Origin of the sequence: Rhodoplanes elegans (assembly GCF_016653355.1) — a bacterium.
Taxonomy (GTDB): Bacteria; Pseudomonadota; Alphaproteobacteria; order Rhizobiales; family Xanthobacteraceae; genus Rhodoplanes; species Rhodoplanes elegans.
Genome location: NZ_NHSK01000228.1, coordinates 1 through 7,457, shown reverse-complemented (window position 1 = coordinate 7,457; position 7,457 = coordinate 1). Strand labels below are relative to the sequence as shown.

Below are 7,457 nucleotides of genomic sequence, written 5' to 3'. Positions count from 1 at the left end.
CCCTATGCGGGCTATGCGCCGGTTTCCGGCTACGCGCCCTACCCGGCCTATGCGGGCCCGATGCCGGTCGCCTGCCCGGGCGGCTACTGGGCGCGCCGGCCCCTCTACGGCCCCTACGGCGAGTTCGCCGGCTATTCGCGGCCGCGCTGGTTCTGCCCCTGAGGCACCCGCATCCGCACGAGGCTTCGAGACGGCTGGCGATCACGCCGGCCGTTTTCGTTTCAGGAGATCGCTTCCGCTGCGGCCCGGCCGCGCGCCTCAGCGTCCCGCCCGCGCCCGCATGTGGTCGAGCACGCTGGCATCCGGCCAGCAGTCGAGCGGCAGGCCGTTCTGCTTCTCGTAGGCGCCGAGCGCGAGGCGCGTGCGCATCCCCGCCTTGCCGTCGATCTTGTCGCGGTAGAGCCCGAGCGCGGCGAGGCGCTTCTGCATCTCCTCCAGATCCTTGGTGCGCAGCTGCACGACCGGGTCCCAGGTGCGCGCGAACGGCCCGCCGCCGGCGATGCGATCGGAGACGTTGCCGACGAACAGCACGTACAGATCCGAGAAATTGTAGTCCTTGATCACGTAGTAGTTCTTCATGATCAGGAACGACGGCCCGTGGGTGCCGGCCGGCTGCAGCAACGAGGCCGGCTCGTCGAGATCGGCGGCGGCCGGGCGCTTGCCGCCCGCCGGCGCATAGCCGGCGGCGAGCCACTCGCGCAGCGGCTTGAGGTTCTCCGGATCGGCGATCGTGCAGTCGAAGCCGCGCGCCGGCGGCGTCACCTCGTAGGCCCAGTGCTTGCCGGGCTGCCAGCCCTTGGCGTGGAGCTGCTGGGCCGCCGAGGCGAGCGCGTCGGGGACCGAGCGGAAGATGTCGCGGCGGCCGTCATTGTCGAAGTCGACGCCGTGCTTGTAGAGCTCGGACGGCAGGAACTGGGTGAGGCCCATGGCGCCGCCCCACGACGCCCGCATGTCGGCGCGCGGCGTGCCGTCCTGCAGCATCTTCATGGCGTAGAGCAGCTCGGTGCGGAACATGTCCTTGCGGCGGCCGTAATAGCCCTGCGTCGCCAGCACCCGCAGCGCGTCGTGCGGCAGCTTGTAGGAGCCGAACGCGGTCTCGCGCCCCCAGATCGCCAGCACCACCGAGGCCGGCACGCCGAAGCGCTTCTCGATGCCGGCCAGCGTCGCGCGATGCTCGCCGTAGAGCTTGCGGCCCGTGGCGGCGAGGTTGGCGAGGTTCTTGTCGCGCAGATACTCGGCCGGCGTCTGGACGAACTCGGCCTGGCCGCGCGGCGGCGCCTCGGCCCGGCCCGGGATCACCAGATCGGGCAGCGAGAGGTCGGGCTCGAGGCCGCGGATCGCCTGGTCGAAGACGGGGCGCGAGACGCCGAGCGCCTGCGCGTCCGGCCACAGCGACTGCAGCCATTTCTGGAAGTCCGCATCGGCCGCGGCCGCTGGCTTCGGCGCCAGCACCGGCACGCCGCCGGCCAGCGTGGCGACGGCCAGCATCACGACCGGGAGCATCGCCGCGAGCGAGCGCCTGGCGGCGGACAGCAGGGTCATCGGGTTCTCCAGGTTCCGCGAGAGAGACGAATCGGAAACGGAGAGAGGCCGGTAAACAAGGTTTTAATTTGGAGAGCCGCGACGATCGCGACGGCACGGGCCGACGGCGCGAAAAGAACAATCCGCGAAGCCGGACGAATCGGAAACGGAGCGGGGGCGATTAACAAAGGATTACGCGCCGCCGGACGCTGCGGCCCGGGCGCTTCCGTCGCGTCGTCGCGAACGTTCCCGCTCCGGTCCGGCGACACGAATCGGAAACGGAGCGTGGCCGGTTAAGACTTCGTTGCAGCGCCGCGCGTGCGGCGCGTCAGGAGTTCGTTTACCATAATCGCATCGCCCCGCGTCGCCGTCAGGAGGACGCCCGATGCTTCGATCCCTTCCCCGTTCCGGATTCGTCTCGCTGCTGTTCACGCTCGCCGCCCTGCAGGCCGCCCCGGCCGCCTCGCCGAGCGAGCTGCTCGACGCCCTCGTCGCCGCCTATCCGGATGCGCTCGCGCGTCACGACGGAGAAAAGCTCACCTGGCGCGACGGCACCGTCATGGCGGTGTCGGACGGCCGACCCGACAAGCCATTCCGGGAGCGTCTGACGAACCCGTCGATCCTCGATCAGATGACGCCGCCCTACCGCACCGGCCGGCTCGCCGCGCCCCCCGCCCTGAACGACGATCCGGGCCGGTTCAGGAACGAGGCCTTCTTCAAGAAGATGTACGGCGACTGCACCAAGGGCGAGGTGCAGGCCCGCATGGTGCCGATCGTCTGGCTGCCGAAGAGCTGGGGCAAGAAGGTTTCCGTCACCAGCGTCAACGGCATCGCCGACAAGCTGAAGGCCGTGTCGGACGAGATCGAGACGCTGCCGCCGGCGATCCGCAAGGCCGCCTTCCCGATCGCCGGCGTGCTCGCCTGCCGGCCGGTCGCCGACACCGGCAAGATGAGCATGCACGGTTACGGCGCGGCCATCGACCTCAACCTCGAGGTCTCCGACTACTGGCTCTGGACCAAGAAGACCGACCCGATCCCCTACAAGAACCGCATGCCGCAGGAGATCGTCGACGTGTTCGAGCGCCACGGTTTCGTCTGGGGCGGCAAGTGGTATCACTACGACACGATGCACTTCGAGTACCGGCCGGAGCTGATCAGATCCGGGGCGAAGTGATATCGATGTCCTCGCCCGATGAGGCGAACTGAAACTGCGACTTAGCGGTGCCTCGTGTCCCGGGCGCGGCGCAACGCGCCGTGACCCGGGACCCAGGGCGACAACATGAGGAATTGCCGGGACGCTTGCCGTGCCGCCCCTGGGCCCCGGATCTGCGACGTATCAGGCCTGTGGCCTGATACGTCTTGTCCGGGGCACGCAGCCGAGACTCGACACCCACCTCACCCCACCACGCCGGCCGCGCGGAGCATCGCGATCTCCTCGTCGCTCGTGCCCAGCACGGCGCGGAGGATTTCGTCGGTGTGCTGGCCGAGGCGCGGCGGGGCGCGATCGTAGCGGGGCGGCGTGCCGGCAAGGCGCAGCGGCGACGCGATGGTGGCGACCGCGCTGCCGTCGTCACGCGGCAGGTCGATGCGCAGCCCGCGATGCTTCACCTGCGGCTCCTCGAACACCTGGGCGTAGTCGTTGATGGCGCCGCACGGCACGCCCTGCGCCTCCAGCGCCGCGACCCACTCGGCCGTGGTCCTCGTCTTCAGCGTCGCGGCGAGGTCGGGGATCAGCACGTCGCGGCCGACGATGCGGCCCGACATGGTGCTCCAGCGCGGATCGGCCGCGAGATCGGCGCGGCCCAGCACGTCGCAGCAGCGCCGCCATTGCGCGTCGTTGCCGACCGCGATCACCACGTGGCCGTCGGCAGTCGCGAACGAGCCATAGGGGACGAGGCTCGCATGCGCGTTGCCGTAGCGATGCGGCACCTTGCCGGAGGCGAAGAAGCCGGTGACCTGGTTGCCGCCGAGCGCCACGATGCAGTCGAGCAGCGCCATGTCGATGTACTGGCCGCGCCCCGACACGCTGCGATGATTCAGCGCCGCCAGGATGGCGATCGTCGCATACATGCCGGTGAGCACGTCGGCGATGGCGATGCCGACCTTCTGGGGTCCGCCGCCGGGCAGGTCGTCGCGCTCGCCCGTGATGCTCATCAGCCCGCCCTGCGCCTGGAAGACGAAGTCGTAGCCGGGCTTGTGGGCCGAGGGGCCGTCCTGGCCGTAGCCCGTGATCGAGCAGTAGACGAGCCCCGGATTCGTCGGCGCGAGGCTCGCATAGTCGAGTTCGTAACGGGCGAGATCGCCGACCTTGAAGTTCTCGATCACCACGTCGCTTTCCGCCGCGAGCGCGCGCACCAGCGCCTGCCCCTCGGGCCGCGCGATGTCGATCGCGATCGACCGCTTGCCGCGATTGGCGGCGGCGTAATAGGTCGAGTCGCCGCTCGGCCCGCCGTCGGCGTCCGCCACGAAGGGCGGCCCCCAGGCGCGGGTGTCGTCGCCCGTGCCGGGCCGCTCGACCTTGATCACGTCGGCGCCGAGATCGGCGAGATTCTGGGTGCACCAGGGACCGGCGAGCACGCGCGAGAGGTCGAGCACCCGGATGTGAGAAAGAGCCGTGGTCATGAGACGCAGACTTCCGAGACGATGAGGCGCGGGGCCGTCGGGCCCGCGACCGGACGGAGCGGTGACGCATCGCTCGCGACGCGTCACCGCTCGCGGCGGATCATTGCGTGGCGCGGATGTCGGCCTTGGTGACGACGCCCTGCCACTTCTCCATCTCGTCGGTGACGAAGGTGGCGAAGGCGGGCTGCGACAGGTTTCCGGGCTCGGCGCCGAGCTCGGCCAACTTGGCCTGGGCGGCGGGCGCGTGCAACACCTCGCGCACGTCCGTCGAGATCTTGGTCACCACGGCCGGCGGCATGCCGGCCGGGCCGTAGAGGCCGAACCAGGCGGTCGCCTCGAAGCCCTTCACGCCGGCCTCGTCGAGAGTCGGGATGTCGGGGGCGGCGGCGGCGCGCGTGCGGCTGGTCACGCCGAGCGCCCGCAGGTTGCCGGCCTGGATGTGGCTCACCACGCCGGGCAGCGAATCGAACATCATCGGGATGTGCCCGCCGAGAAGATCGTTCAGGGCCGGCGCCGCGCCCTTGTAGGGCACGTGCGTGATCTTGATGCCGGTCTGGAAGGCGAACAGCTCGCCCGAGAGATGATTGGCGCCGCCCGTGCCGGCCGAGCCGAAGTTGAGCTTGCCGGGCTGCGCCTTGGCGAGCGCGACGAGCTCCGGCACGGTCTTGGCCGGCACCGACGGATGCACCACCAGCACGTTCGGCACCACGGCGACGAGCGCGAGCGGCGTGAAGTCGGCGCGCGAGTCGTAGCGGAGCTGCTTGAACAGCGACGGATTGATCACGTGATGGGTCGCCGTGACCATCAGCGTATAGCCGTCGGGCGGCGACTTCACGAGCTGCTCGGAGCCGACCGTGCCGCTCGCGCCGCCGCGATTGTCGACCACGACGGTCTGGCCCCACTTCGCCGAGAGCTGATCGGCGAGCAGACGAGCGAGAATGTCGGTGGTGCCGCCGGCCGGGAACGGCACGATGATTTTTACTGTCTGGGTCGGCCAGCCTTGCGCCGCGGCGGGCGTGGCGGCGCCCGGCGCGACGCTCAGCAGGGCCGCGAGCGCGGCGGCGAATAGGCTTCTCATGGCGTCTCTCCCGATACGTTCTTGTTTCTTGTCGTTGCGGTCGCCGGCCTCACGGGCCGGCGCCACCGTCTGTCTTTGAGCGGCTTTCGCCGACGTCGTTCCACATTCCGTTCATCCCCGCGAAAGCGGGGATCCAGGGGCCGATTGCCGTGTCGCCCCTGGGTCCCCGCCTTCGCGGGGACGAGCGGAGGCTCCGATGAATCACGACCGAACGACGCCCTGGCCGCCTTCTCACCGCGCTAGCGGGAACTCCGCCGTCGCCTCGCCTTGCGCGATGGTCGCGCCGTGCTGGTTCCTGATCACGACCTCGATCACGGCCCAGCGGCTCTTCGCCGTCTCCTTCTTGGCCGTCACGGTGCCGGTCGGCACGATCGTGTCGCCGGGCTTCACGGGCGCCTTCCAGCGCGTCTCCAGACGGCGGTGCACGCCGCCCATCGGATAGAGCCAGTCGGTCAGCATCCTGGACAGCAGACCGAAGTTCGTCATCCCGTGCATGATGATGCCGCCGAACTGGGTCTTGCCGAAGCTGCCCTTCATGTACTCGTCGTCCCAGTGCAGCGGATTGTAGTCGAGCGAGGCGTCGCAGAAGTCCCGGATGGTTTCGCGGGTCGGGTGGAACGGCGAGCCCGTGATGGTGTCGCCGATCGCCAACGTCTCGAAGCTGCGGCTCTCCGGCCGGATCGTGGAGGTCTCGGTCATCGCGTCCTCACATCGGCCGGATCGTCCAGCCGCGGCCGGAGCAGATCACGTCGTCGTTCTGGTTGAAGAACACGTTGTCGTGGATGACGAACAGGCGATCCTTGCGGATGAACTTGTCGAGCGCGCGGGCGTCCATCCGGATGGTGTCGCCGGGCCGCGCCGGAACGTTGTAGCTCCACGACTGGCCGGCATTGACGGTGCCGGGGCTGCGCATCCAGTCGTCCATCGGCGTGCAGGCGAACATCAGGAGGATGTGGATCGAGGGCGGCGCGATCAGCCCGCCATGGGGCGACGCCTTGGCGTAGTCCTCGTCCATGTAGAGCGGGTGCAGGTCGCCGACCGACCGGCAGTACTTTTGGATCGCCTCCTTGGTCAGCACATAGGGCACGGTCTTGCGCGGTGCCCCGGGGACGATGTCGTCCCACATTTTTCGCGCTTTATCGTCTTTCCAAAAGTCCACCGCCACGGCGCTCACGGATTGCATGCCTCTCCTCGGCTCCCTCGTTCGTTCGTCGACCCGGGGCTTGCATCGTCGTGCGCGACACGCTAACAATGACCGCCAGGCGAACTTTTATGATCACCAAGCGAACCTTGCGGCGGCGGGCGGCCGCTGTCAAGGCGGGAGTCGGCGTTCATGGCGACGGTGGAGAGCGAGAGCTTCGTCCGGGCGCTCGCCCGCGGCCTGCGGATCATCGAGGTGCTCGGCCAGGGCGCGCCGCGCCAGACGCTCGCCGAGATCGCCGCCGCCTGCGACCTGCCGCGCAGCGTCGTCAAGCGCTTCGCCCTGACGCTCACGGAGCTCGGCTACACGGGCCAAGACGGCAAGCGCTTCTGGCTCACCCCGAAGGTGATGACGCTCGGCCTGTCCTATCTCTACGCGCTGCCGTTCTGGCGGCAGGCCCAGCTCGCGCTGGAGGAGCTGTCGGCCGAGATCGGCCAGAGCTGCGCCATGTCGGTGCTGGACGGGCACGAGATCGTCTATGTGGTGCGGGTCCCGACCTATCGGATCCTGCGCGCCAGCCCGACGCTCGGCAGCCGCCTGCCGGCCCATGCGGTATCGATGGGCCGGGTGCTGCTCGCCGCCGCCCCGGCCGCGACGCTCGACGCCTATCTGGCGAGCGCGCCGCTGCGCCGCCTCACCCACGCGACCATCACGGACCCGGACGCGCTGCGCGCCGCCGTCGGCACGGTCCGCGAGACCGGAACCGCCTGGGTGGACGCCGAGCTCGACGAGTCGATCTGCGGCCTCGCCGTGCCGGTGCGCGACGGCGACGGCACGGTCGTCGCCGCGGCGAATGTGAGCCTGCCGACCGGCACGTTCGACGAGGCGCGCGCCCGCGCCGAGTTCCTCGCACCGCTGCGCCAGACCGCGGCCCGCATCCGCGCGGCAATGTGACGGGGGCATGCCGGTCCGCGCCGCCTTGCGGCTTGCGGAGCGCCGATCCACTAGCCTATGTGGGGGACGTCCTCGCCGCCGGTCCGGCCCGCGTTCAGGCCTCGCGAACACGCGCGTCCGCCGTACCCTCCCCCACAGGAC

General features: G+C 69.8%; 7 protein-coding genes. 2 read left to right on the top strand and 5 right to left on the bottom strand.

Translation table 11 applies throughout. From position 1 onward, the window contains the following. Window positions 1-258 precede the first annotated feature (258 nt). Entirely contained in the window at window positions 259-1,542 is a 1,284-nt protein-coding gene (locus tag CCR97_RS25880) for a lytic murein transglycosylase (protein WP_420826104.1), read from the bottom strand. Window positions 1,543-1,906: 364 nt separating this feature from the next. Here CCR97_RS25880 and CCR97_RS25875 point away from each other — a divergent pair, with 364 nt between their 5' ends. Beyond that, the gene (locus CCR97_RS25875) at window positions 1,907-2,695 is read left to right on the top strand and encodes a M15 family metallopeptidase (RefSeq protein ID WP_111359150.1); all 789 of its coding nucleotides are present in this window, start codon (window positions 1,907-1,909) and stop codon (window positions 2,693-2,695) included. Between the two features lie 221 nt (window positions 2,696-2,916). Here CCR97_RS25875 and CCR97_RS25870 read toward each other — a convergent pair whose 3' ends face one another. The 4 genes from CCR97_RS25870 to CCR97_RS25855 form a co-directional block, all read right to left on the bottom strand. Continuing rightward, complete coding sequence (locus CCR97_RS25870; protein WP_111359149.1) at window positions 2,917-4,143, bottom strand: CaiB/BaiF CoA transferase family protein; 1,227 nt, start codon at window positions 4,141-4,143, stop codon at window positions 2,917-2,919. Between the two features lie 100 nt (window positions 4,144-4,243). Further along, on the bottom strand, window positions 4,244-5,221 hold the full coding sequence (locus tag CCR97_RS25865; protein WP_111358362.1) for a tripartite tricarboxylate transporter substrate binding protein: 978 nt from the start codon (window positions 5,219-5,221) through the stop codon (window positions 4,244-4,246). A 231-nt stretch (window positions 5,222-5,452) separates the two neighbouring features. Beyond that, window positions 5,453-5,920, bottom strand: coding sequence for a MaoC family dehydratase (locus tag CCR97_RS25860; RefSeq protein ID WP_111358361.1), 468 nt, complete (start codon window positions 5,918-5,920; stop codon window positions 5,453-5,455). 7 nt (window positions 5,921-5,927) lie between these two features. Then, the gene (locus tag CCR97_RS25855) at window positions 5,928-6,404 is read right to left on the bottom strand and encodes a MaoC family dehydratase (protein WP_111358360.1); all 477 of its coding nucleotides are present in this window, start codon (window positions 6,402-6,404) and stop codon (window positions 5,928-5,930) included. A 150-nt stretch (window positions 6,405-6,554) separates the two neighbouring features. On the opposite strand from CCR97_RS25855, the gene CCR97_RS25850 reads away from it, so the two are divergent. Then, window positions 6,555-7,316 (top strand): IclR family transcriptional regulator domain-containing protein, encoded by a 762-nt coding sequence (locus tag CCR97_RS25850; protein ID WP_111358359.1) that lies wholly within the window; start codon window positions 6,555-6,557, stop codon window positions 7,314-7,316. Window positions 7,317-7,457: the final 141 nt, after the last annotated feature.